Annotated in this window: 23 protein-coding genes and 1 other RNA gene; 7 read left to right on the top strand and 17 right to left on the bottom strand. The window is 46.8% G+C overall.

Annotated features, from left to right (window positions below; all coding sequences use genetic code 11):
- The first annotated feature begins 65 nt into the window (after positions 1-65).
- Complete coding sequence (locus QUB13_RS01105; protein WP_333377948.1) at positions 66-1433, top strand: serine/threonine-protein kinase; 1368 nt, start codon at positions 66-68, stop codon at positions 1431-1433.
- 153 nt (positions 1434-1586) lie between these two features.
- Entirely contained in the window at positions 1587-1943 is a 357-nt protein-coding gene (gene folB / locus QUB13_RS01100) for a dihydroneopterin aldolase (protein ID WP_333377946.1), read from the top strand.
- A gap of 261 nt (positions 1944-2204) precedes the next feature.
- Here folB and nuoK read toward each other — a convergent pair whose 3' ends face one another.
- The 14 genes from nuoK to QUB13_RS01030 form a co-directional block, all read right to left on the bottom strand.
- On the bottom strand, positions 2205-2510 hold the full coding sequence (gene nuoK / locus QUB13_RS01095) for an NADH-quinone oxidoreductase subunit NuoK (protein ID WP_228050326.1): 306 nt from the start codon (positions 2508-2510) through the stop codon (positions 2205-2207).
- A gap of 131 nt (positions 2511-2641) precedes the next feature.
- Entirely contained in the window at positions 2642-3265 is a 624-nt protein-coding gene (locus QUB13_RS01090; RefSeq protein WP_333377942.1) for an NADH-quinone oxidoreductase subunit J, read from the bottom strand.
- A 203-nt stretch (positions 3266-3468) separates the two neighbouring features.
- Positions 3469-4044: an NAD(P)H-quinone oxidoreductase subunit I gene (gene ndhI, locus QUB13_RS01085; RefSeq protein ID WP_265239374.1), complete on the bottom strand. Its 576-nt coding sequence runs from the start codon at positions 4042-4044 to the stop codon at positions 3469-3471.
- A gap of 103 nt (positions 4045-4147) precedes the next feature.
- A complete protein-coding gene (nuoH, locus tag QUB13_RS01080) occupies positions 4148-5266 on the bottom strand; it encodes an NADH-quinone oxidoreductase subunit NuoH (protein ID WP_333377940.1) in 1119 nt (372 codons plus the stop codon).
- A gap of 194 nt (positions 5267-5460) precedes the next feature.
- Positions 5461-5592 (bottom strand): hypothetical protein, encoded by a 132-nt coding sequence (locus QUB13_RS01075; protein WP_333377936.1) that lies wholly within the window; start codon positions 5590-5592, stop codon positions 5461-5463.
- 169 nt (positions 5593-5761) lie between these two features.
- Positions 5762-6152, bottom strand: a transfer-messenger RNA (tmRNA) gene (gene ssrA / locus QUB13_RS01070).
- A gap of 198 nt (positions 6153-6350) precedes the next feature.
- Positions 6351-8099: a serine/threonine protein kinase gene (locus QUB13_RS01065; RefSeq protein ID WP_333377932.1), complete on the bottom strand. Its 1749-nt coding sequence runs from the start codon at positions 8097-8099 to the stop codon at positions 6351-6353.
- A 69-nt stretch (positions 8100-8168) separates the two neighbouring features.
- Positions 8169-8396: a type II toxin-antitoxin system Phd/YefM family antitoxin gene (locus tag QUB13_RS01060; protein ID WP_333377928.1), complete on the bottom strand. Its 228-nt coding sequence runs from the start codon at positions 8394-8396 to the stop codon at positions 8169-8171.
- Between the two features lie 58 nt (positions 8397-8454).
- On the bottom strand, positions 8455-8724 hold the full coding sequence (locus QUB13_RS01055; RefSeq protein ID WP_333377925.1) for a ParE family toxin-like protein: 270 nt from the start codon (positions 8722-8724) through the stop codon (positions 8455-8457).
- On the bottom strand, positions 8721-8939 hold the full coding sequence (locus QUB13_RS01050; protein WP_242716725.1) for a hypothetical protein: 219 nt from the start codon (positions 8937-8939) through the stop codon (positions 8721-8723). Before QUB13_RS01050 ends, QUB13_RS01055 begins: the two co-directional genes overlap by 4 nt.
- Positions 8940-9044: 105 nt before the next feature.
- Positions 9045-9305, bottom strand: a complete 261-nt coding sequence (locus QUB13_RS01045; protein ID WP_333377920.1) for a hypothetical protein — start codon at positions 9303-9305, stop codon at positions 9045-9047.
- Positions 9306-9454: 149 nt separating this feature from the next.
- Positions 9455-11398: an ArnT family glycosyltransferase gene (locus tag QUB13_RS01040; protein WP_333377917.1), complete on the bottom strand. Its 1944-nt coding sequence runs from the start codon at positions 11396-11398 to the stop codon at positions 9455-9457.
- A gap of 171 nt (positions 11399-11569) precedes the next feature.
- On the bottom strand, positions 11570-11734 hold the full coding sequence (locus QUB13_RS01035; protein ID WP_333377914.1) for a hypothetical protein: 165 nt from the start codon (positions 11732-11734) through the stop codon (positions 11570-11572).
- Positions 11710-12285, bottom strand: coding sequence for a hypothetical protein (locus QUB13_RS01030; protein ID WP_333377911.1), 576 nt, complete (start codon positions 12283-12285; stop codon positions 11710-11712). The genes QUB13_RS01035 and QUB13_RS01030 overlap by 25 nt, the downstream gene beginning before the upstream one ends.
- A gap of 312 nt (positions 12286-12597) precedes the next feature.
- Between QUB13_RS01030 and QUB13_RS01025 the strand changes: the two genes are divergently transcribed.
- Positions 12598-12930 (top strand): DUF565 domain-containing protein, encoded by a 333-nt coding sequence (locus QUB13_RS01025; protein ID WP_333377908.1) that lies wholly within the window; start codon positions 12598-12600, stop codon positions 12928-12930.
- Between the two features lie 57 nt (positions 12931-12987).
- Positions 12988-14136, top strand: coding sequence for a glycerate kinase (locus QUB13_RS01020; RefSeq protein ID WP_333377906.1), 1149 nt, complete (start codon positions 12988-12990; stop codon positions 14134-14136).
- 272 nt (positions 14137-14408) lie between these two features.
- Here the strand turns inward: QUB13_RS01020 and QUB13_RS01015 are convergent, their stop codons facing one another.
- A complete protein-coding gene (locus QUB13_RS01015) occupies positions 14409-14774 on the bottom strand; it encodes a hypothetical protein (protein ID WP_333377903.1) in 366 nt (121 codons plus the stop codon).
- 327 nt (positions 14775-15101) lie between these two features.
- On the opposite strand from QUB13_RS01015, the gene QUB13_RS01010 reads away from it, so the two are divergent.
- Complete coding sequence (locus QUB13_RS01010) at positions 15102-15629, top strand: orange carotenoid protein N-terminal domain-containing protein (RefSeq protein WP_333377901.1); 528 nt, start codon at positions 15102-15104, stop codon at positions 15627-15629.
- 333 nt (positions 15630-15962) lie between these two features.
- Here QUB13_RS01010 and QUB13_RS01005 read toward each other — a convergent pair whose 3' ends face one another.
- Entirely contained in the window at positions 15963-17858 is a 1896-nt protein-coding gene (locus QUB13_RS01005) for a sensor histidine kinase (protein WP_333377898.1), read from the bottom strand.
- Positions 17859-18391: 533 nt separating this feature from the next.
- Here QUB13_RS01005 and QUB13_RS01000 point away from each other — a divergent pair.
- Positions 18392-19111 carry a response regulator transcription factor gene (locus QUB13_RS01000; RefSeq protein ID WP_333090073.1) on the top strand — a complete coding sequence of 240 codons (720 nt, stop codon included), beginning with the start codon at positions 18392-18394 and terminating at the stop codon, positions 19109-19111.
- A 474-nt stretch (positions 19112-19585) separates the two neighbouring features.
- Positions 19586-21241 carry an alpha-amylase family glycosyl hydrolase gene (locus QUB13_RS00995; RefSeq protein WP_333377894.1) on the top strand — a complete coding sequence of 552 codons (1656 nt, stop codon included), beginning with the start codon at positions 19586-19588 and terminating at the stop codon, positions 21239-21241.
- Positions 21242-21670: 429 nt separating this feature from the next.
- Here QUB13_RS00995 and QUB13_RS00990 read toward each other — a convergent pair whose 3' ends face one another.
- Positions 21671-24319, bottom strand: coding sequence for an EAL domain-containing protein (locus QUB13_RS00990; RefSeq protein ID WP_333377892.1), 2649 nt, complete (start codon positions 24317-24319; stop codon positions 21671-21673).
- Positions 24320-24636 lie beyond the last annotated feature (317 nt).

Raw genomic sequence — 24636 nt, 5'->3', positions numbered from 1 at the left:
AACTTAGCTACAATAAGCTATACCGTCCCCCGCGACTCCTCAACTCGAACAATTTACCGTTGTTTATGTCTAACTCATCTCTCCTCGCCCCTGGTTCCACCCTCGAAAAACGCTACCGCATCATCCGCGAATTGGGCCGCGGCGGCTTCGGGCGCACTTACCTCGCAGAAGATATCAACCGCTACGGCGAAAACTGCGTGCTCAAAGAATTTTCTCCGGTTGTTCAAAGCCCTAAAGCGGCCGAATTGTTCGATCGCGAAGCGAATATGCTTTACAACCTCCAACACCCGCAAATTCCCCGCTTTCGAGAACTGCTTCGCACCGATTTGGGCGGTAATCCATCATTATTTTTAGTCCAAGACTACATCCCCGGCGAAACCTACGAACAAATACTTATATCTCGCCAACAGCAAGGTAACAATTTTACCGAAGCTGAAGTTACTCAACTGCTATTTCAAATTTTACCCGTTTTAGAATACATTCATTCCAAAAATTTAATTCACCGCGATGTTTCCCCCGACAACATCATCCAGCACACTGCTGATAAACTGCCATTTTTAATTGACTTCGGTTCAGTCAAGCAAATCGCAGCAACCGCCCTATTTCAGTTTAGCGGACAATCGGATACTGCGATCGGCAAACAAGGTTATTCGCCCGCCGAACAAATGCGACTGGGAAAAGTTACTCCCGCTAGCGATTTGTACGCTTTAGCAGTCACGGCTTTGGTGTTGCTAAGTGGCAAAAAGCCTCAGAAATTGTACGATATCCATAACAAAACTTGGGATTGGCGATCGCACGTCACAGTCAGTCAAAATCTCGGCACCGTGTTGGATAAGATGCTAGCAGAACAACCGGGCGATCGCTACCAGTCCGCAAAACAAGTCCGCGAAGCACTCAAAGACCCAAAATTATCCCAAATTGGCAGCATAATCTCCCAAATGGTGACAATGAACTTTGTCGGTCGCCCCTTCAAATACAGCACTCAAACAGCCACCAACAACAATACTCCTGTTGTCCAAAACAATCAAATTATCAACAGCAACACCAGCAAATTCAAGTTAATCCCTTGGAAAATTCTAGGGAGTTTAAGTGTGGTTTTATTACCGGGAATTCTAGCTTTTAGTGCGATAAAATCTGGTTTGACTCTCCCCAAATTACCGGAAATTCCTAAATTTCCAGACCGATCGCATTCTTCAGATCCCTCCTTAGATGCAGACATCGCTCGTCAAGAAAATATTGGCAAGCGCCGCAAAAATCTTAACATCGAGCCGGATATTTTTTATAATAAAGTAGATGAATTGTTTTACAATAAATATCCAGAATTACAAGGTCGTACATTGACAGAAAAGCCCGAAGATGCACCGATCAGGCGGAAATGGTATGAAGTTGCTGAGAAATTTCTGGATAGATTGGAGAAGGGAGAACAGTTTTGATATTTAAGATAGAATTAAGAGTGATTGAACCGCAGAGGGCGCAAAGAGCGCAGAGGGAGAAGGAAAAGGGCAAAAAAAGAGAGGGAAGAGAAAGAGAACTTTATCTGGTTTAATACAAATTGGTTAGGCAACGCACTTTTAGTTTTTTTCACAATGGATTGTATTCAACTTACAGGAATTCGCTGCTACGGCTACACGGGCTATTTACCTGAAGAGCAAGTATTGGGCCAGTGGTTTGAAGTGGATGTCACTCTCTGGCTAGATTTATCGCCCGCCGGCAAAAGCGATAATATTGAACAGACTCTCGATTATCGAAGTGCAATTACTCTGATCCAACAGCTTGTCAAAAACTCTAAGTTTTTATTGATAGAAAAGCTAGCAGATGCGATCGTCCAAGAGCTTTTAGAACTACCTTTAGTCGAAAAAGTTAAGCTCCAACTCTCCAAACCGGCCGCTCCGATTCCTGACTTTGGCGGCAGAATTACTCTGGAAATTACTAGAAGTCATTAGTTATTAGTCCTTAGTCCTTAGTCTCTAGTCATCAGTCTTTGATCTGCATTAGTTTGTCACTAATGACTGATGACTCATGACTATTGATTAATTCACGGCTTCCCAGGCTCTAGCGAAAGGAATGTAGATCCAGAGGCTTTGCCTCGTTTGGAGAAAGGGAGGCAGAGCCTCCGGGTAGGCGTTACCAGGCTAGAGCCTGGTAACGAGTATAATCTGCATCAGTTTGTCACTAATGACTAATGACTAATGACTAATGACTAATTACCACTTCAGCAAATTAAACTCTTCCATGTCTACGGTGTTGCGGTTGCGGTAAATCGCCAAGACGATCGCCAAACCGACTGCAGCCTCAGCAGCCGCTACCGTGAGTACAAACACCGTAAATACTTGACCTTTAATCTGTACGGGGTCAAGATAGTTGGAAAAACCCATCAGGTTGAGATTGACTGCGTTTAGCATCAATTCGATCGACATCAACACCCGCACTGCATTTCGGCTGGTAATTAAACCGTAAATCCCAATGCAGAAAAGTGCAGCAGCTAATAAAAGGAAATACTGGAGTTGCAGTTGCATAAATTTTTTGAGTTGCTTTCAGTTAAAATTACTACAAAACAGACAGATCGGACTTCTTGCATAAATCCATGAGGTGCTTGTGGCGCACCCTACGCAAAATTAGGTGCGCCACAAACACCCTAGAATTACTTTGTTTCGGGTGAAGAAACATCACCTGCTGAAACTAACTCGCGCGGCCGTTCTGGCAAGCTGAAAGCTGGTGTTTCTGATTGTTTGCTTGACAGTTCATCTGCAAAGAAATCGCGGCGGGCTAAGACAATTGCTCCTACCATTGCCATCAACAAAAACAGTGAGGCTAATTCAAAAGGTAGCAAGTAGTCTGTGAAGAAGTGTTTGGCGATCGTTACAATCGAACTTTCAGCCGGTGATCCTGTTATCGGCACGATCGCCCAAGGAGTAGACACTACCATCGTACCCAAAAGCGCAAACAAACCAGCACAAACCACTGCCGTTGCTACTTGACGCACCCAAGCGTTGGAAATTACGCGGAAGTCTTCTCGTTTGTTTACCAACATGATGGCGAACAAAATTAAGACGTTAACTGCGCCAACATAAATCAATACTTGCGCTGCTGCTACAAAATCAGCATTCAGCAACAGGTACAAACCCGCAATGCTGGTAAATACTCCACACAGCAAGAATGCTGAGTAAACGATGTTGGAGAATAAAACTACTCCTAATGCTCCTGCAATCATCATTACAGAGAGTATGCCAAATGAAACAAGTTGAACCCCTTCGGCTAGATTCACAATTTTTAATCCTCTGTTAGTTGCTAATAGCTAATTGGTAATTGGGCGGAGCGAAGCGGAGGGATTGGGCGGAGCGAAGCGGAGGGATTGGGCATTTGTTATTTGTTATTTGTTATTTGAAAAACTACTAACAAGTAACCACTAACCGCTAACTACTAACTATTCCCGCAATGCCCCATGCCCCATGCCCCATGCCCCATTACCTACTTTTCGACAATTTCCTCTGGACGGAGACCTGCGCGACGATCGGTGTAGGAAACTTCGTGGGGGTCGATCGCACCTTTAGGCAAATAAGCAAATTCCCGCATGGGTGTCACCATCGGATCATCTGTAACCTTGTAGGGCAAACGTCCGAGAGCCACGTTATCATAATTCAACTCGTGACGCTCGTAAGCGGCCAACTCGTATTCTTCTGTCATCGACAAACAATTAGTCGGACAATATTCTACGCAGTTTCCGCAGAAGATACACACGCCGAAATCGATACTGTAGTGCTTGAGCTGTTTCTTCTTAGTTTCTTTGTTAAATTCCCAATCCACCACAGGTAAATTGATCGGACACACCCTAACGCAGACTTCGCAGGAGATGCACTTGTCAAATTCAAAATGAATTCTGCCCCGGAAACGTTCCGAAGGAATTAGTTTTTCGTAAGGATACTGCACCGTAATCGGCCGACGTCTCATGTGGTCAAAAGTAACAGATAGCCCTTGACCGATATACTTGGCAGCTTGAAGAGTTTCTTTGGCGTATTCGCCTACTTGATTGAGGAATTTTAGCATTGTGTTCTCTCTCTGTACTTGAGTTTTTGGTAATTACTAATTGATAACAGGTAATTGGTTAACAGCTAATTTGTGTTAGCTATTGCCTTTTACCTATTATCAATTAACCGCCAAAAGCAAAGGGAAAGGCAAGCTTCAAAGCTGCGGTTAATAGCAAATTAACTAAAGCAACGGGAAGCAAAAACTTCCATCCCAAATTGAGCAATTGGTCGATCCGAACTCGTGGCAGAGTCCAGCGCAGCAGAATTGCCAGAAACAGGAAAAAGTAGGCTTTCAGCATGGTCATTGTAATGCCCAGCAAGCCAGTAAGTACCTGCAACCAAGGGGTCGTTTCGCTCAATCCCAGGGCATTGGTGAGGACTCCGACAGGAATGGGAGATTCCCAACCGCCGAGATACAAAACTGCTACTAGCAGGCAAGAAAGGACGAGGTTAACGTAGGAAGCGATGTAGTACAGAGCAAATTTCATGCCTGTGTACTCAGTCTGATATCCTGCTACCAATTCTTCTTCTGCTTCCGGCAAGTCGAAGGGCAACCGTTCGCATTCTGCGAGGGCTGCGATCCAGAAAATTAGGAAACCGGCGGGTTGTCGCCAGACGTTCCAGCCGATGATGCCGTAGCCGGCTTGTTGCTGTACGATGTCGATCGTACTGAGGCTGTTGGACATCATCACCACTGCCAATACTGCCAAAGCTAGGGGAATTTCGTAGCTGAGGGATTGAGCGGCTGCTCTGAGTCCGCCGAGGAGGGCGTATTTGTTGTTAGAAGCATAGCCCGACATCAGTAAGCCGATCGGCTGAATGCTAGAAAGAGCAATCCACAGAAATATTGCTGTCCCCATGTCGGCGATCAGCATATGCTCTCCGAAGGGCACGATCAAGTAGGACAAAAACACTGGAATCACGACAATCACCGGCCCGAGCGTGAACAGCAGCGCGTCAGCTTTTGCCGGTACAATGTCTTCTTTGAATACCAACTTCAGCCCGTCGGCAACGGGTGCTAGGACTCCCAGAGGGCCGATAAATTCGGGGCCGATCCGCTGTTGAGCGGCGGCGGAAATTTTCCGTTCCAGCCAGACGCTTGTCAGTACCCCGAATACAGCACCGACAACCATCAGTACCATCGGCAAAGGTAGCCAAAGCACTTGGGCGATGTCCGCCGGTAAGCCCAAATCGATCAGGGCTTCTACGAAACTTCCTTGTAAGTCAATTCCTGGGTTCATGTTTCCAGATCAATGAGCGATCGCCATATAATTTTTCACCAGTCCTTCGTAGGAGCAGGCTTAGGGAGCGGGTCTTTGTAAAGATTTTTAATGCTTTACCGCCTATAAGTATATCGCCCGACAGCCCCGCAGAACGCACGGACGGGGTAAAGTTCTAATTATCTGAGATCCCAGGTTGGCTAATGAGCGGTAACTTATGGTTGATGGTTGACTGTTGACTGTTGACTGTTGGGTGTTGGCTGTTGGCTGTTGGCTGACTGCCCGTGGCTGTTTAGTGCTAGACGCATAAATACCAAAGAAACCGGGTTTTTATGCGTTTCTGCCATCTGTAACGAAGTATTTTGGCAAAAACCCGGTTTCTGGACTACCCGTGGTTGTTTAGTCCTATGAGCGAGATATAGCCCAAACAAAAGGGCCCAGAGTTAACTCTGGGCCCTTTTAATGTTGTAAAGTGCCTTTCAAATGGCTTAAACCATTGATTTTACGTCACCTTTGCGATGGAACTGGGCAGAATCGAACTGCCGTCCAAAATGGGTATTTACCTTCCGATCGTTCACAGGTTTATCCCCTCTAATCCTTGGGGCGGGAACCATCTTTATCCCAAATGGGGGGATTTTCTAGTGATTGCTTTCCCGGCTAGACGACTAGAAACGTTTAGCTAGGGCATCCGTTGGGGGTTGTTATGCTGCTGTTAACGGAGTTAAGCTGCATACACTCTAAACCAAGCTCAAGAAGTTTTTAGGCTACAGCTACGGCTTTGCGAGCGAAAGGAACGATGTTGTTCGCATTTACTATTTTGTTTGAGCCGATATTAGCGAGAGTAGACTCCCTCTCGACCTGCATCACGGAGCAGCTTTCGCCACCCTGTCGAAACCATTACAGCCCCTCGTGTTCTCTTATCATAGCGAATATTTTGTTTAACGTCAATCGATTTTGGATTGAAGATTTTGGATTGGGGATTTTGGATTGGGGATTTTGCACAAGTGGTCGATCGATACATTCACCGCAGATTTCAGGCGGATAAACACTGATTGACGCAGATAATTTCAGTCTGACGCACCGAACTTAGGTCGATCGTCCTGGATTAATGCAAATTTTCGTCCCAAACGCCGATGTAAATCCGATCGCGCTCGTTGCGTTCGATCGTACCTGAGAGCGAACCCTTCCTAAAAGAAAACCGATTAGTCCGGCGCTGCTGCACATCTCGGAACCCCTGCAAAATCTCCCGGCTTGCGCCGCCCACCATCCCGTTTAAGGCGGTTTTGACTACCAAATCGTCCACCGACGGGGCAAAAGAACCCTCTGTTTGCACTAATTTGTCGGAATCGCGATCGTAAATGTAGCCGAGAGTAATTCGGTTCGGCAATATTTCGTAAAGTGCGGTGCGAGTATTGGGCCAATAGCCCCGGCCTTGAGAGTCCGTGGGTTGTCCCAATTCCGCTAAAATCTGACTTTCCGGCGTACCAACGGCATATCCGGGGATTGCGGGATTCCTCCGATTGCTGGTTGTCGGTTGGTCGCTGGGTGCGGGCGATCGATCGGGCGGCAACTCTTTATCAACAAGTTTTTCTGTTGGTGTGGGTTCGACAGCCTCTGGAGAAGGCGAGAAAGGTGTTGGAGAAGGGGCGGGTGTTGGAGAAGGGGCGGGTGTTGGAGAAGGCGAGAAAGGTGTTGGAGTTTCCGCAGCAGGCGGCGGAGTTTCTCTGGGAGTCGGAACCGGTGCGGGCGTGGAAGTGGGAATTGGTGCGGGACTTGATCGCGCGTCTGGATCTGCAGGGGCCGAAGTGCGATCGTCCTTCGCTACGGGTGCGGGTTCGGAAGGTTGCCGGTTGAGGAAAACCCTCGCAACACCGACCAAACCTGCAACTAACAGGGCGATCGCCACAAACCCCAAAATCCACCAAATCTTGCGATTGCTGCCCCCAGAAGACACCACAGCAGGCGCTGTTCTCACATTTGCAGGCGACTGAGCGCCATGTCCCGGCATCACCGCCACCGTCGGCCCGGTGTCCGACCCTGCACCCAGCCCGCGCAGCAGACCCAGCCACTCATCCACGCTAGCAGGGCGATTTTGAGCTTCTACCGTCATCCCCCGCATCACAGCTTGACTGACAGCAGGACTCACTTGAGGCCGCAAGTCGCGGGGTGAAGGCATCGGCTGGCTGGTACGCAAAATTGCAGCCACTGGCACTTGTGCTGTGAGCAGAGTATAAAGCGTCGCGGCCAGACCGTAAACATCTGTGGCGGGGGTATATTTTCCTTGGGCGAAATACTGTTCTGGCGGCGCGTAGCCGTCGGACACCATATTAGTGTGATTTTGGGTTGCACCTGCTGTAAACTCGCGGGCAATGCCGAAATCGATCAGCACGACTTCTTGGGTATTTTGGCGCAGGAGGATATTTTGGGGCTTGATATCTCGGTGTAGCAAGCCTTTTTGATGCACTGCTTTCAAAGCAGCGCCAATTTGAGTTATGTAGAGAATTGCTAGATTTTCTGGCAGCGGATTGTTTCCACCGACTACCTCGGCCAAATTCTGACCGGCTATGTAGTCCATTACCATGTAGGGCTGCCCGTCTTCGACAAAGAAGTCGCTGACGCGGACAATATTCGGATGGATGCAGGAAGCCAACCGCCTCGCTTCGTCTTGAAACTTGCGATCGAACTCAGCAAAATTGGGTTGCTGGCGCAGAGATTCGTTGAGGGTTTTAATGACTACAGGCTGTCCTAAATAGCGGTGATTTGCCCTGAAAGTAATCCCAAAGCCGCCGCGTCCCAGTTCTTGTTCGAGGGTGTACTTTCCACCCTGTAAAGTTTTGCCGATTAGCGCATCCATAGTTTCAGGCGATCGCACATCAAATAATATGGCTGATTATGGCACGTATGGTCGGCCTAGTTACCAGTCTCAAGGGCGATCGCACTCTTCAATTGGTGTTGCCATTCCTTCTCTAATCGATTCCCGCATTCCCGGTACTGACAGTAGATATAATGTTTCCTGTACCGATGCCCAGTCAGATTCAGATAATAACACTGCATTGCTAGTCTGTCCTGCGATCACGATCGGTTGATGCGACTCACTTACCGAATCGATCAACTGCTGCAACTGCTTTTGAGCTTCCTTGATTGGAATCATAATCTTCCACCTGTCTAAATACACTTTTCTAGATGATGTTGGCGGGCTGCAGACACTGCTACAACTGCCCTAGCAATCTATCGTAGTCTGTGTGCGAACCAACCCAAAACCAGATTACAGTGTCTCCATCCAACTGACCAACTGCTCGATAGTTTTTACTAATTCGGGCTGAGTAGATTGGTAAGTCAGGATGCACCTTCTTGAAACGCAGGCTTGGATGACTTGGGTCTTCCTTGAACTGGCGATACGCCCCCCGTGTCTGCTGTTGAACTTGTTCGGGTAAATCAGCAAATAATCTACGGAACTCGGTTGTAGTGCTTGACTTCACAATGTTTCTGGATCGAGTTCTTGGGTTTTGCCTGCACGATACTCAGCCATTGCGGTAGCTGCTAGTTTAGCAAGAGCATCTGGGGAACGGGAGAATGCTTGATCCCAGCGCCTCTCGTCTTCAAGTTCTTCCAGAATCATTGAAGCGAGGGCATCTTGCTCGCTAGCAGACAATGTTTTCAACTTGGCGATCGCACGTTCAAGTAACTCAGTCATGGCTACCACGCTTTTACAATTAAAATGGCATCCTATCCATTATTGCTTGTTTCAGGCAAGTTGAGCGTAGTCCGAACACGATCTTGGAATGCTGTTAAACTACCCTTAATTATGAGCGATCGTTCCCTTTCTGACATCTTGAGCCGCCATCATTGCATTGATATGGGTAAAGATACGATCTAATTCCCCAATAGCGTCGAGTTCCGCTGCCTCTTCTGCCATTAGTCGATCTGCCTTCTTCTTCTCTAACAATTGTGACCTGCGCTGTTGGAGCGATTCACTAAATTTGAACAACTTCCACCGATCGACTTTTTCAATGCAAATTTCATGGATTAACGAGGAGGGTTTGTTGAGAATTGAAACCATTATAGGCGCCGAGCTTCGGGTTTTAGGTATTGAGTAGATTATAGCTTTTACAGTCCTAGACGCACCATCTACCGATTCACGGGCAACCACGAGGGATTGCCCTGCAAAATATCATATAAATCTGCTCACCGCACTCGCAATACAATGCGCTATCGAAATGCTGTTCTCGGAACCCTAGCGAGTTGGTACGCGCCGCGACTGTCCAACAATTGATATTGATTTGGCTGCAATCCTAATTGCACAAATTTTTCTGGATATCCCAGCAACAAAATAGAGGGAGAAGTTGGGTTTTTAGAGTCCTTAAGGTAATCAAGCGCCCCTTTGAGAGATCGGTAGTAAGTCACGGGTTCTTCGGTATAAAAAACCAGACTCGGTTTCCAGAAACCAACCATAATAAACTCTTCCCCCGGCAGTTTTTGTTGGACAACAACCTGCGCCAACTGTCTTAGAGGTAACTGGCGGTTGAGATCGACCAAATTGTAGACGGGAGTGAGACCAAAGATGATAAATGCTACTAAGCCGATGAAGTTGGCAACCAAAATCCAGCGCTGTTTCCGCTTCCAGAGTAAAAGTGCGATCGCCACTGCAGCAGTTATCCAAATCGCACCGCCCACAATCAGCAATCCCGACTGCTGAAGTGCTTGCGGAAAATTGGGCATTGCCGGATCGTCTCCCAGCCAGTGGTAACAGTAGAAAGTTGCTCCGGCTACAATTAGTAAAAATACAACATTGAAAATGTATGTGACTAACAGCCCTCGCGGTAAAGAATTCGGTTTTTTTTCTAACTTTCCCGGCCTGTTTTTGGGTTCGTTACCTGCAATAATATCGCTCCACAGCAGCGTTACCAAAATGGCAGCGGCCGGCAGTAATGGCAATACGTAACTGGGTAATTTGGTGACGGCGATCGTGAAAAAGCCAAAGATACAGCCGAACCAAAATAGGGCAAATAAACTTAATTGATCTCTTCGCGGTTGACGGCGCCAGTAACTGCGCTGCCAAAAACGGGTGCGGGCGATCGCCACCGGCAAATAAATCGACCAAGGTGCAAAACCAAGCAGCACTACAAAAAAGTAAAAATACCAAGGCGCTGAGTGCTTGTTGACTACTCCAGTAAAACGCTGGAAATTGTGATAGCCGAAAAAGCTGTCAATATAAGTTTGACCGTTGGCTAAAATAACCCGAACGAACCAAGGCAGGGCGATCGCCAGAATAATCAAGATTCCAGACACCGGACGCATTTCGCGCCAAAGTTGCCGAAAATTTCCCAAATAAAGCCCGAAGCTACCAATAATCAGCGCTGGTATGACAATTCCCACAGGCCCCTTAGCCAGAATTGCTAGGGCAATTAGTACGTAAAAAGTCAGATACCACTTATTGGGAAATACCGATGCAGAAACTGTGGAAAATTCTGCTTTTTCTCTTTTTTCTTCTAAGGTGTAACCGAGGAAAAATGCCAGAAGTGCCGAACACATACAGCCGACTAACAGCATATCTGAAACGCCAGTCCGCCCCCAGGCAATAGTTTGGGGATTTAAAGCTATTAAAGCAGCACCAATCCAAGGAGTAGAAAGAAAGAGGGGGGGAGGGGGAGAGAGGGGGAGTGGGGGAGAGGGGGAGAGAGGGGGAGAGGGGGAAAATATTCCCTCGGACTTCTCCGTTACATTTGTTACATCCGTTACATTTGTTACATCCGCTACATCCGCTACAGAATGCGTTGCCGAACTTCCTTCTGTTTTCGATAGGGTATAGAATCCGAGACAAGTAAGGGCGATCGCGCACAAAGCCGACGGCAGACGTACAGCCCACTCGTTAACTCCCAAAGTGCGGTAAGCCACCGCCATCAGCCAGTAAATCAACGGTGGCTTGTCAAACCTGGTTTCGCCGTTGAAATAAGGAGTGATCCAATCCCCTGTCACCGTCATTTGACGGGCGGCTTCGGCAAACAGCGGTTCGGTTTCGTCAACTAAGCCAATGTTGCCAAGATTCCACAAAAAAGCTACGAAGCCGATCGCGCCCAGCCACAACAGCGACAGCAACAAAGGCGCGATAGGGCGATTCCTAAACTCTGACAAATTTTTAATAACTTCCTTCACCCAAACTTCCTGCGATTTTAGATTTTAAATTTTAGCTCGCATAGAGAGTCTACCGAAAGATTCGCATTCTCGAAACTCGAAACTCGATCGAATCCGGTTCAACTCAAATCTTGCACCGTTCTCAACAATAGCTGAGCAACCCGGTTTCTCAACCAAAATCTCCGGCCGCAGCTAAGTAAATCCACCTAATGAAATATCAAATATGGCTCGCGACAAAGCTGGCTGTGTATGTCTTCCTCCGACTTCCTCCTTCCTTTTTGCATCTTCCTTCTTCCTTCTTCCTTCTTCCTTCTTCCTTCTTCCTTCTTCCTTCAAGGCTGCAAAATTAATTGCCATTCCTCCGCTGTGCTGTTCCAAGCGGGCGAGGCTGTCTCCCCGGCAACGTAAGGCCCCCAGTAGCGGCGGGAACCATCTTGAGCAAAAACCACCACAATGTCTCCCCATTTGACTTGTAACTTGCCATCCGGCAGCGATAGCATTAGTCCCTTGTCGCCTCCTTCCCCCGGCGCAAAATCCCAGTGTGCCGGTTTCCCGTAGGATTTCTCGGCTTTGCCTTTCGACAGCAGCGCTACTCGCACTGGGTGTTCGCTGCGGTTGCTGACGCGCAGAATGCCGGCGGCTTTAACATTTGCAGGGATTGAGGCAACTAATTCCTCTGACTCTCGGGGCGCTGCTATTGAGTCGGGTTCTGGCTCGTTGGCGGTGTCTGCCGAAGCTGTGGTGACTGGGGACACGGGGGGTATTGGGGGGAGTGCTGTGGCTGCGTTCGGCAGCTCGCTGGACTGATTTGCACCGTTGGAGATCGTGATTTCAAACCTTCCTAGAAAGATTCCTGTCATTAGGACGATCGACAATCCAATTAAAATCTGGTAAATTTTAAGTTTCATAAGTTTTATGCTTAAAGATATAGACGCACACCTGCAATTAGTCATAACTATTTTTCATCTAGAACCTGGGGCTGCTGTGCCACAAGATACAGATACGCTTAATTACTTGACTGTTCAGAGCGATCGTCTTTGCTAGCAAAGAGGAGGGCTTGACTTTCGATCGCGAAAGCTAATGTAGTCGTGGCGATCGCTCAATACCATCTTAAATGTTAAATTTTAAATTTTAGATGGGGGCCGACACACCCGGTAAACATTTGAAGTCGCTCTCGACCCGCATTTTTTCACTCATCAGTATAAATTTTAACTACTATTATGCAGAATACCCGAATTAACAGATTGCTTGACGTTCTGGGCGAGCAATTCGCACGCTGGGCGAGCAATCCTTGGCGGCGGATTTCGCTTTTGCTCATTAGCTTGCTGTTCGGCACTTTTTTGGGAACTGCTCTTTCGACGATCGCCGGACAATCCGCTGATTGGGATATTATCGCCGCCGCGCTGTTGGTATTGTGGACGGAATTGGTGAGCCTGCTGCTTTATGGCTGGCGGCGGCAAGGAACTCGTTATTTATGGGTGGAACTGCTGCAAGCTTTGAAAATTGGTGTTACTTATAATTTATTTGTGGAGGCTTTTAAGCTTGGTTCTTAACAAGTATTGAGTTTTAGAGGCCTTGCTTTCGAGTGTCCGCCCGATATTTTTAAGCAGATGGATCGATCGAACTTAAATCCTGTAGAAATTTTAGAAGCATGGATAACTGGCGATCGCCCGCTCAGGAAGATCGGCACCCGCGAGTTAGAATTGCTGGCAGTTTGGGAACTTGCGGATGAGGCGCGAGCGCGCGCTTTTAACATTACTCCCGACTCAGCAGCCGATGTTGTCCGTCACAAAGCCGATTTATTCTTTGCTCTGCTTGACGAACTGCATACTTTCCCTCAAAAGTCAACTATTTTTCTCGAAACTTTGTGGAATCTTTGGCTGCCGCTAGCAATCCAATTATCTACTGAAAAACAAAGTTTCAACCGTCCTCTAATTCAAGGCATTTTAGGCAGTCAAGGAACCGGGAAAACGACTTTATGTCAAGTTTTGAAGGTGATTCTGGGAAAAATGGGATATTCTACGGTCAGCATTTCTTTAGACGACCTTTACAAGACTTATGCCGATCGCCAACAACTCCAAAAAGCAGACCCGCGTTTAATTTGGCGCGGCCCCCCCGGAACTCACGATATTGACTTGGGAATCGCAGTTTTAGACAAGTTATGCGGTTCAGAAACTAGCGAATTAACAGCAGTTGACAATCTAAAATTCGATTTCCCGAAAACAGATATAATTAAAAATATAGAAATTCCCAGGTTTGACAAATCCGCCTGGGGTGGTGGGGGAGACAGAACTCAACCCGAAATTATTTCCGGTGCAGATATTGTACTGTTTGAAGGTTGGTTTGTCGGCGTGAATCCAGTCGCTGATGCCACATTGAACGAGTTTTTAGCAACTGCGCCGTTTCCGATTTCTACAGAGGCTGACTGTCAGTTTGCGCGCGATATGAATGCGAAGCTGCACGACTATTTGCCGCTGTGGAACCGATTAGATCGGTTGATGGTTTTGTATCCCCGAGATTACCGCCTTTCTCAAGTGTGGCGGAATCAGGCGGAACAGGAAATGATGGCGGTGGGTAAGTCGGGAATGTCGGAAGCCGAAATTAATCGGTTTGTTGAATATTTCTGGAAAGCGCTGCATCCTGAGTTATTTATGCAGTCGATGCTGGAGGGCGATCGGGTAGACTTGGTAATAGAAATTTTGGACGATCGCACTGTGAGCAAGATTTATCGGGCGATCGACTTAAAATCAAGCAATTAGCGACACTTAAAACTTCATAGGTATAACATTTTTCTAAAGATGTGCTGATGAAGTCTTAGCCCCCCCAAAGTATGGGGGGGCTAATATCTAGCGCTACTTTATGAAATTGGTATTATATCAAATCCTCTCTTCATCGGAATACTAAATTCACTGTTAACGGTTAACAGTTGACTGTTAACAGCTAACAGTTAACAGTTAACAGTTAACAGTTAACATCATGTTTGAGTGCAACTGGAATTGATATTATGTGTCGAGGATTGAGAATTTCTCAATTAACTGCCAGGAGTACCGCGATCGATCGCCTTCTCTACCAAATCGTCGGTAACATTCCCCGGTGTACCAGCAGGCTTAACTTCCTTAGCCATCGCCCGAAAATCATCGGGCTTGCTGCTTGAATTTGCCGATGTTGGGATATCTTTAGGAGCGGGAACATCAAATTGAGGCTTAGTTGCAGCGGCGGCAGCTTTGGCACCTGCACTTGTGCGATCGACTTCACTAACGCTGAATTCTTTGGAAGCTTCGTAGTCTGCCGATACATCAACATTCTGCAACTTTTGTTCTCCAGCTTCCACATTTTCAGTTATTTGCTGAGCGTCAAATGTTTGAGAGTTATTTGCTTCTTTACTGACTTCAGACATATCGGACTCCTTGCTAGTTTTATTTAAGAATTCAATATTTAAATAATAAATTAATTTCGCAGCCTTTTCATCTATCTGCAGATGTATCGGTGGCTTCTATCTTAAGGATGACTTTTGACTACTGGTGGCTAAACATTACGCCCGTATAAAAAACTCATCTAACCGCCAGCCCGTACCCCAAACCCTTATAAAATCAGTCATTTGCTAATCAAAAATCTCAAATCAAAAATCTCAAATCTTAAATCACATTACCTCTAGAGGATGGTGACTTGTACTTACAAATCTTGATATTTATATATTCTGGAAGCATTTTTAAGGAACTTATTTATGAACTCACCCGCCGAAACCAATTCTCACTCTCTCTCCAACGACACTCAAAAGATAGTTCAGAAAATCAACGGGTTGGGTACAGATGAAAAACTGGCGCTGCTCTACTTTATTTATGAAGAAATGGGAGATTCAATTACACCAGCAGCTCCCCAAGCCGCAGAGCCAGAATTAGCTCCCGTGCTGCTAGGTGATTTTTACAACCTTTCTGATGACGAACAACTGAATATAATGCGAGCTATTGTCAACCGCGATGACACGCCTTATTCTCGCGATTACGGAGCTTTAACTGCTAACAATCAGTTGGTGGTTTGGTATGCTTGGGCGGTTGGTATGGGGGACAAAATTGTCGATATCCCCGAAGGATATGAGGCAACTGAGGCTGTCAATGGCGTGTTGGGTGACATTGAAGGTCTTGATTTTGAACAGCAAATTTCGGTGCTGCGCGATGTAGCTAATAATATGGGCCACACCGATGTTAAACCAATTGCTACTCAGGCTGAAGTTGGGAAAACTTCTAGTCTTTAGTCGGTTGTTAAAACCGCTTCGAGCTAAACGCAGAATCCTGTCCGATCGATTAACCGCACAGATAGGTTAGTTTGCAGTGCGGAATGGGAGTCCGCTCCTGGATTGCGGAATCGCATTCCGCAATCCAGAAGCATTTTTTTTTGGTAATCGATCGCACATAATACGATCGCCAATATCCAAATCGGTAGCATCAGAATTGTATATTTGCATCCTTAAGAGTGCTGTCCCCGAATAGCGAAATCGATCGCTATTCGGGGACAGCACTACATAATTTTGATGCTATCAAAAAGGATCTAACCGGACTTCCTTCTTCCTTTTATTGCCTGCATTTTTTTATAGTTGAGCGTGAATTTTTCGCGGAATTTCGATCGTAAATGTCGAACCTTGTTCTAGTTGACTTTCTGCGGCAATTGTGCCGTCCATCATCTGAACTAAAGAAGTACAAATCGCTAATCCTAAACCGGTACCTGGATAAGCGCGGGCTGTGGTTTGGTCAGCTTGGCGGAATTTGTCAAAAATTTTGGGCATATCAGTTTCACAGATGCCGATTCCTGTATCCCGAACTGTGATACTTAGCCGATCGCCATTTAATTCCCGCACCTCAATCGAAATGCAGCCCTGATGCGTGAATTTAATCGCGTTGGAAATTAGGTTAACCAAAATTTGCCGCAGCCGCCACTTGTCATTAACTATCAACCGCTCCTGCAAGCAGACGCTAACAGACATTGCTACATTCTTTTCGGTGGCTTGAGTTCCAAATTCCCGAGCGGCATCCATTACTAAGTGCGCTAAATTAAATTCTTCTATTTCTAATTCTGTGCGGCAACTCTCAATTTTGGAGAGTTCGAGGATATCGTTAATCAGGGTTAGCAGGTTTTTGCCGTTATTTAAAATCCGCGATACCATCTTTGTTTGCGGCTCTGTCAGCAGTTGTTTGTGCTGGCGCAGCAGCAATTGAGAAAAGCCGATAATCGAATTCATGGGAGTTAGCAATTCGTGGGACATGGTGCCCAAAAATTGGGATTTTAACTTCGCTGCTTCTAGCAATTGCAATTTTTGCTGTTGAATGCGCCGGCCCTGATTTTCCAGTTCTTCCTGCTGGCGAATTAATAGCTCGTTTTGCAACTCTAAAAGCTGTTCTTGCTTTTTTAATTTTTCGATCGCCCGCGCGTTGTTAATCGCGATCGCAGCTTGTTTTCCCATTACCGCCAGCAGTTGCACAGATCCCTCAATTGCCGCGCACTCTTTCCCGGTGCCGATCGCCAACACGCCCAAACGCCCACTTTCTCCCGACTCGATCGCCGCAGCGATTGTCGCCGCCGGGAATCCCGAGTCGCAGTCAGAGTAGCACAGTTGCGACTCTCCCGTCGCAAACGCTTTCAACAGCAGGTTGTTTTGCACCTGCGGGGTTTTGCCTTTCTCAAAGCTTTGGGAGCCTCCGACAGCGGTGAGCTTGAGGCCGCTGCAATCGCAGTCGGGGAGCGCTACCAGGCAAAATTCAGCTCCGGCGATCGCCTCTAAAGTAGCGTCTGCGATTGCTTGTAACAATTCCGACAAGTTACCCGCGCGCTGGCTTAACAAATTTGTAAACCGCTCGATCGCCTGCAAATCTTGCCCCACCTGCGTTAGCGTCTTGTTTTCGCACAAATTTTCTGCTCGGAAGTTAGCTTGCGAGCACGCTTGGGGGCCCAAAAATTCTGGTTCTGCTTTTGTCCCGGCTTGAGTTGGTTCGATCGCGTCCATATCTGTGTAGGTTCCCACCCACTCTAAAATATCGTGACTTTCTGGGTTCGCGGGCGCTCCTCTGGCTAGGTTCCAGCGGTAAGTGCCGCAGCGCGCCAACAGACGAAATTTTATTTCGTAACTTGGCGACTGGGTTTGAGGAGTGTGCGTTAGCGAAGCCCGCCCCTGCGGGGGCTGCGCCAACGAAGAGGATCGGGCCAACAGACGAGGACGGTCTTCTGGGTGAACGCGCGCTAAATAGCCGAAACCCAAGGCTGCTGCTGCCGGTACCCCCGTATACTCCTCCCAGCCATGACCTAAATAAGTCGCCCAGCCCTTCGCATTTACTTTCCAAACTATGTGAGGAATTGCCGATCGCAGGCGATCGTCCTGAGTTTTGCAGTCCCAAACTTGCCGTTGGGGGGAAGTTATTTCTGATATTTTGTGTAACACTTCCGTGTCGGAAAACTCGGAGCGAAAAGAGTTATTGCCGTGATAGTGAGTCATAACTGGTTTTTATCAATAAGCACTCAACTCGAGCCCTAACATCGACTCAAGAATCGCGCTACTAGCTTTATTTATTTTGATTGCCCGAAAGCATCAAAAGTTTTTATAGTTTAAATGTATCTGAGTAGTGTTATCTTTACCTCTATCAAGGGGCGGACAATGGCATAATTCAGTTAAACTGTTAAAAACATTGAGAGCTTACCAGCAAAATAATGGGTTTAAAGCCTCCCTTTGGAGAGAGAAAGGAAAAATTAATTTCCCTCGCTGACCATCTCTTAGCGATCGAGTACGAGGTAACAGTCCCCAGTCAACAGTCCGCGGTCAACTGTTGAACCGTCCCGCGATCGGGCGCAAGCTGGCGATCGCAGCAAAATAACTTAAAAATTAACTTGCATTCTTGGCGACTGCATGAGTATGCTTAAACAAGATGTGCGGCTTGTCAAACTCTAAATCAGCACACATTCTCAAATTTACTCAGTTTGGCTGAGTCAGTGGACGATATTTTAAAAGTTTAGGGGACTATTGGAAGAAACATGAGTAAAATTCGCGTTGCATTGATAGAAGACCACGATCTGACAAGAGTCGGCATCCGCACAGCTTTACAACAGCGTGACACGATAGAAGTTGTCGGCGATGCAGCTAACGCTACAGACGGATTGAAACTGCTTCAATCTTCAAAGCCTGATGTGGCAATTGTAGACATTGGTTTGCCAGATTTTGACGGTATTGAACTTACACAAAAGTTCAAAAAATCGGTAGCGGAGTCCGATCCTGATACCAAAATTTTGATTCTGACTTTTCAGGACAATGAAGAAGAAGTGCTGGCAGCTTTTGCCGCCGGAGCTGACTCTTACTGTATGAAAGATATCAGCTTCGATCAGTTGTTAGATGTGGTAAAAGTAACTCACGAAGGTAACTCTTGGATCGATCCGGCGATCGCCCGCATTGTTCTGAAACAAGCTCGCACCAAGGAGTCTGCCCCGGAAGAACCGAAGGTTGAGGGCAAAAGAGTCACAATTAAGGCTGCCGAACCCGAGTTCACTCACATCATTGAAACTTACCCTTTAACCGAGCGAGAATTAGAAGTTTTGGAACTGATCGTGCAGGGTTACAGCAATGCTGCGATCGCCGAAAAGCTTTACATTACTGTCGGTACGGTCAAGACTCACGTCCGCAATATTTTAAACAAGTTGTGCGCTGACGATCGCACTCAGGCGGCCGTTCTCGCCCTCCGTTCTGGCTTGGTTGGATGAAGCGTTATCCAAAGGCGAAAAAGTAGTTAACATAGGGTGCGCGTGGCGCGCCTTACCCAGATCCTGTAGGGTGTGCAACGCGCACCTTACTGCCAGAAATATAGACGGCAATCTCACCATCGCCACCCCGATATTTTTAAGTATTAAAAAGCTATATTTACCTCCGCATCTATCCCAGTGCAGATATTTTTAAATCATTATTTATCAGTAAATACACCTTAAGATAGATGTCAAATAATGATATAAATACTAATAGTTAATATTGAACGATCGTAAATAAAACAAATGGCGATCGCACTTACCAATACTGGCGCGATTTCACTTCACAAAATGCAGAAGCCTGGGCAAAATACCCTGCTTTGAGGAATAGTTGAGCAGTTAAAAAAGTTATATCCGCAGACTGATGCCTGAGTTCGCTTAAATTTGCGAAATTAAAATTATCAACTCTTACTGACATATTCTAAAAGAGGTACTATGGCGGCTCCAATTGAATTCAAATTATTTGCTCCTTACAACAAAGGAGCTGCCTTGATGGGGTGTTTTTCTAATTGGGAAGAAATCCCGATGCAAAAGGATGAAGAAGGTAATTTCAGCACCAAAGTAGATTTGGAGGATGGCGTTTATCAATACAAATTCCGCGTGCAGTCGAAAAGCTGGTTTCTGGAAGCAGATCAGTGGATAGATTTAGTAGATCCCTACGCGACTGACATTATTGACGATGCGAGTCAAAACGCCGTTGTTAGGATCAAAAATGGCGATCGCATCGTCGATAGCTACGTCTGGAAACACGACGACAAACCCCTCCCTGCCGATCGAGAATTAATAATTTACGAAATGCACGTTGCCGACTTTTCCGGCGGCGAAGCAGATCCCCTCGCCCGCGGCAAGTACAAGCACGTAGTCGAAAAACTCGATTACCTAGCAGATCTCGGCATCAACGCGATCGAACTAATGCCCCTCAAAGAATACCCTGGCGACTACAGTTGGGGCTACAACCCCCGCTACTTCTTCGCAGCAGAGTCCAGCTACGGCACCACAGAAGAACTCAAAAACCTCATAGACGAGTGTCACGCCCGCGGCATTCGCGTCATCATCGACGGGATTTACAACCACTCCGAATCATCCAGCCCCCTCACCCAAATCGATCACGATTATTGGTACCACCACGCCCCCCGCGATCCAGACAACAATTGGGGCCCGGAATTCAACTACGAATTTTACGACGAAAAGTTAGGAACTTACCCAGCGCGCAAATTTGCCGGCGATGCAGTCCGCTATTGGGTTCAAGAATACCATCTCGACGGCATTCGTTTCGACGCAGCGCGACAAATTGCCAACTACGATTTCATGCACTGGATCGTTCAAGAAGCCAAAAATGTCGCCGGCCCAAAACCGTTTTACACTATTGCCGAATACATTCCCGAAGAGCCTAGCATCACCAATGTAGACGGGCCGATGGACGGCTGCTGGCACGACAGTTTCTATCACTCGCTGATTCCACAACTGTGCGGCGATAATTTTGATTTAGAGCGGCTCAAAGAGATAATCGACTGCAAGCGCCAAGGTTTCTTGGGCGCTACAAATGTAGTCAATTATTTGAGCAATCACGACCACGATCGCCTATTCTCAGAATTGGGCGATCGCGGAATTTTGGATGAAGCAGCATTCAAGCGGGCGAAGTTGGGAGTTGCGCTGTTAATGACTGCAGTTGGCGTGCCACTGATTTGGATGGGCGAAGAATTTGGCGAATACAAACCCAAAACAATCGAGCAATCTAAAATCGACTGGACGCTGCTAGGAAATGACATGAATAAAGGTTTGTGGGAATACTACAAAGGCTTGATTCACCTGCGTAAAAATAACCAAGCACTTTACACAGAAAACATCGACTTTTTCCACGAAGATCCAGACGCGAAAGTGTTTGCTTACACTCGTTGGAACGATGAAGGTTCGAGAGTAGTGGTAGTGGCGAATATGTCGGAAAATTATCTGGCAGATTACAGCATTCCCCACTTCCCGGCCAACGGAAATTGGCATGAATGGACTGGAAATTATGATGTTGAATCCGGCGATGACCATATTATAATTGACTTGCCGGAATACGAAGCAAAAGTCTTTGTTTGGCAGTAATATCAATTCCGCTTGCACTCATACCGGAATTGTTGACTGTTGACTGTTGACTGTTGACTGTTGACTGTTTGCTCGTTACCAGGCTCTGCCTGGTAACGCAGATCCGGAGGCTCTGCCTCCTTTGAGGAAAGCAACTTACAGGAGAAAGCAGTGTAGACCGATGCCCTGAGCCCAAGAAATACAGCATATTCCAGGTTTATGAAGTACAGCAGCAGGCAGCAGGCAGCAGGAAGAGGTAATAATAGCAATGATTTGGGCACTCGAAAATGCCCGATCGCGCTGTGACCGTTGCTGTACACCCCGCGAATGCCTGCCTCTGGTAGTACGTGCTTTGAAAATACACGCCTTCGGGCCCGACACCCATCCCACAAAACAATCAAAATCATCCCCCAATTAGGCAGCGCCCTTTTTTATTTTGCTTCCGGGTTGTTAATTTAAACTACATATTTTACTCAGTTGATTTTCCCGGCACAATTCGGTTACGGCGGCCACCGGTAATGGTTTGCTAAAGAAGTAACCTTGACCCATCTCGCACTGCAGCGACTGCAAAAATGCCAACTGTTCGGCAGTTTCCACACCCTCTGCAATCACCTGTAAATTCAAGCCCTGTCCCAGGGCGATCGCCACTTTCACAATCGTAGCACCGCTGCTGCCGTTGAGCAAATCTGCCACGAAGGATTTGTCTATTTTTAAATTATTGAGCGGAAAGTTTTTCAGAGACCACAAAGAAGAATAACCGGTGCCAAAATCGTCCAGAGAAATGTGAATTCCCATTTGCTGCAACTGTCGCAATACCGACACCGTAAAATTCACATCGGTCATTGCAATGCTCTCAGTAATTTCTATTTCCAAATACTCGGGATTTAACTCGGTTTCTGACAAAATTTTAGCGATGGTTTGTACCGTGTTAGGCTGCAGAAACTGGCGGCCTGATAAATTCACAGCTATCCGCATCGGCGGCAATCCCATTAACTGCCACGCTCGATTTTGCAAGCAAGCAGTTCGCATCACCCATTCGTCTATTTGGCAGATAAATCCTGTTTCCTCAGCTAAGGGAATAAATCGATCGGGAGCAATCAAACCGCGTTCGGGATGCTGCCACCTAATCAGAGCTTCCATGCCGACTATTTTGCCAGTATTTAAGTTTATTTGCGGTTGATAGTGCAGCACAAATTCTGAGTTTTTCAGAGCTTTGTAAAGCTGATTTTCTAAGTTAAGTTCTTCGGAGACTTGATTGCCGATCGCCCGCGTGTAAAACTGATAATTATTTCGACCTTTCTGTTTGGCTCTGTACATAGCAGCATCAGCATTTTTTAGCAAAGTTTCTGCATCTTCTCCGTCGTAAGGAGCCAAAGCAATTCCCAAGCTAGCCTTAGTATAGAGTTCCAGACCGTCAAAATCAAAAGGACTGCTTAAACTATGGATAATTTCCTTGCAAACCTTAATTGCTTCTTCAGGGCTGTTGATATTGTGCAGCAGCACGGTAAATTCATCGCCGCCCCAACGAGCGAGCGAATCCCCCACGCGCAAACAGTTAGTCAAACGCCGAGATACAGCTTGCAGCAACAAATCGCCCACGGGATGCCCGAGAGTATCGTTAACATTTTTAAATCTGTCCAAATCCAGAAAGATTACCGCCAGCATTTCGGCGTTTTCGTGAGCGTTAGCTAAAGCTAAAGACAGCCTTTCATTAAACAGCAATCTATTCGCTAAACCAGTTAGTTGGTCGTGAGAAGCTTGATGTCGGATCATCGCTTCGACGCGCCTCTGCATTGCAGCCATGTACAGGTGCGTTCCCAAAGATTTTGCTAGCTTCATTTCCTCGGCGCTCCACTTTTGAGCTTCGCCAATTTTGATTTCTTTCCAAGCTGTAAAGGACTGTCGGGGACGATCGTTCCGGGCGTCGGAATTGCAATTTCCCGCCCACCAAATTTCGGTTTCTACGGCGCTGCGAAAAACGGTGAGACAGCCGATGCACTGTTGGCCGTATTGCAACGGTATTGCCAAAAATGACCGAAGGTCAGCTTCGATTAATTTTGCAGATAAAGATTTGAGTTGAGGTTCTTGAGAAATATCGGAAATCGCGTACAATTGCGGTACGATTAAACCGGAAATATTTGTATCAATTGAACTGTAATGCTCGGAATGTAAATTTGGAAAAACACCTAATTGGCTGGTATTAACGGCAGTTTGTTCTGCTTCGTTTTCATTGGAAAACCCCATGATCTGCTGCCAAAACTCGCTGAGTTCCAAGTCGCCCTCCGAAGGCTGCTGGCCGCAGGTATAAAGTTGAGCGGGCAGATCGCCAAACTCGGCTGCAATGTACAGCCGCCCTCCCGAACCGTGCAAATGCTTGACAGTTTGTTCGAGAACTACTTGCCGAATTTCGTGGAGTTCTAGAGGAGAGTGCAGCAAACTGCTAATTTGGTTGACAACGGCTTCGTCGCGCGCTTGCTGTCGGGCTTGACTCAGCAGAAAAGATTGGGCGATCGCAATTGAAAGCTGATCCACCAACAACTGCACCATTTTCAATTCTCGATCGTTAAACCGTTTCGGTTGGCTGTGGTGACAGGCCAACAACCCCCAAAGCTGATTTTGATGCAAAATCGGCACCGTCAGAGAAGAAAGCGCCCCCATAGCCGTGAGATATTCAACGTGACAGGAGTCTACAGGAGAATAGCGAATATCTTCAACTGCTAAAGTTTTGCCGGTTTCGGGACAATCTAACCGATTAATTGTTTGATGCTGCAATTGGACATCTACAATCACTCGCTGCCGCGCTTTGACAAACATTTGGCGGGCACTATTGGGAATATCGCTTGCCGGAAAGTGCAAACCAAGCAGGGATGGCAAATTGTCGCCGTTGATGGACTCAGCAATCACTTCACCGCTACCGTCGGGTTGAAAGCGATAAACTTTTACCCGATCGCTGCCTAAAAAACTGCGAATTTCTCGCGTTGTTGTTGACAAAATTTCTTGCAGTTCTAAAGAGTTGCGAATGCGATTAGTAATGCGATTGAGTAAAATTTCTTGTTCGAGAGTCGATCTTGACATGGGTCTAACTTTTGCACGGGCCATCCCTTTTGATCTCCGGCTGTTGACAGCATTTTTGCGAGCTGCTGTGTCAACTCGCCCTGTAGTATAGAATACAACACTTTCGCTGCGTCTGGGGGATTTATTCAACGTAAAACCAAGAAATTTGGTTTTTAGGGATCGTTCTGACTTGCCGACAAATTTCGGCGAGAAACCCGGTTTCTCACAGCAAGCAATTACAAGGTTCGACCGACAGAAATGGAACTCCAGATCCATTTAGGACTTGCATTCGTCTCGATCGAACTAATTGGAGGCACACAGAAACCGGGCTGACGAGACAAGTTTCTGGCAATACGCACAGA

Origin of the sequence: Microcoleus sp. B4-D4, from assembly GCF_036705185.1 — a bacterium.
In the GTDB taxonomy this organism is placed as follows: Bacteria; Cyanobacteriota; Cyanobacteriia; order Cyanobacteriales; family Microcoleaceae; genus Microcoleus.
The sequence above is the reverse complement of the archived record's forward strand: the minus strand, read 5'-3'. Positions and strand labels throughout refer to the sequence as shown.